The sequence below is a fragment of the Bartonella melophagi K-2C genome, assembly GCF_000278255.1.
Lineage (GTDB): Bacteria > Pseudomonadota > Alphaproteobacteria > Rhizobiales > Rhizobiaceae > Bartonella > Bartonella melophagi.
The window spans coordinates 1-1,316 of record NZ_JH725085.1 but is presented as its reverse complement, the minus strand read 5'-3'; the positions used below and the strand labels follow the sequence as shown (position 1 = coordinate 1,316).

2 protein-coding genes are annotated in these 1,316 nt (G+C 34.7%); both read right to left on the bottom strand.

Annotated features, from left to right (window positions below; genetic code table 11):
- Positions 1-276: 276 nt before the first annotated feature.
- Positions 277-600 (bottom strand): type II toxin-antitoxin system PemK/MazF family toxin, encoded by a 324-nt coding sequence (locus ME3_RS06175; RefSeq protein WP_007478043.1) that lies wholly within the window; start codon positions 598-600, stop codon positions 277-279.
- Positions 601-602: 2 nt separating this feature from the next.
- Positions 603-824, bottom strand: coding sequence for an antitoxin MazE family protein (locus tag ME3_RS06170; RefSeq protein ID WP_007478042.1), 222 nt, complete (start codon positions 822-824; stop codon positions 603-605).
- Positions 825-1,316 lie beyond the last annotated feature (492 nt).

Here is a 1,316-nt window from a genome sequence, read left to right as displayed (position 1 = left end):
GTTTTGTCCTTCTTACGCGGCTCCGAAATCATGATAATAAGGGGAGAGCTTATAAGGGCATTTAAATAGAAAAAAGTTGATAAAAATATAAGGTTCATAGAAAAAAATGCTTCAGAAAATAATGATCGTCTATGAAAAGAGGCAAAAATCATTTCTGTTTCCATATTTTACTAGGTTTTTAATTGAACGATAAGACGTATTAGTTAACTGCCTAACTTGGTTAATGAATTTATCACAAAATACGTATACTTATTCAAAAGGAAAAAATATTAATTTTTATTTTACTATTCCTAAAAATACAGCTAAACAGCGTTCAATTTGTATCATTTCATCTGTATGAATATAGCCGAAAGTTGAACTAATTTTATCACATCGTACCGTCATAATTTTATCAATCATCACTTGTGAAGGTTTTAGCAGACCATTTTCGCTACTTGGCTGAATAGTAATGCGCAGTAGTGGAGCAGCAATAAGTGTGCTTGTAATTGGTAAGACTGTGATGCTGGTATGCTCACTAAATTGATTAGCTTGAATTACTAGTGCGGGCCTTGGTTTGCCAAAATCGCCTTGCATAGCTACTGTTATAAGAGAACCTCTCATTATTATGTCCAGCCATCAATATCCATTAAGGATTGCTCCATAAATAATTGCATAGATGCATTATCTTTATCTGTCTTTGCTACTAAGCGACATTGGCGACGGCATTCTTCAGCAAAGTCCGGTTGACGTATATCTGGCACCCAAATTTGCATTAAACGCAATCCGGCTTTTCTTTGTGCATTGCGATATTTTTGAACGCGTTCATTAACATGCATTGTAGCCATAGTATAACCTCCACTATGTTTCATGTAACGTATAACACGAAAAAGAGTTACATGAAACGAAATTTCTAACAATTTTTAGAAAATTTCAAATTTTTTATGAATAAAAAAGTTTATTATAAAGACCTTTTTACACTTCTCAATATCCCCCGGCCAGTAGTGAGTGTTTTCACATTGGTATTCCTGGAGTTTAAAAACACTAAGTTTAAATCAACTTTTTTGCAAAGATAGTTTTTTAGTGAGAGGTTTTTCACCTCTCAAACTCTCCGAACCGCTCACCAAAATCATGAAGTCGTTTCCGCGTTTAGAGAAGGGACTAACAAACCTAGGTTCTTAAGGTCAAGGAAACCCCTATGGGGCGCTTAACAGCGTTCTTGACTTAAAGACTCCTAAACGGTTTGTTTTGTCCTTCTTACGCGGCTCCGAAATCATGATAATAAGGGGAGAGCTTATAAGGGCATTTAAATAGAAAAAAGTTGATAAAAATATAAGGTT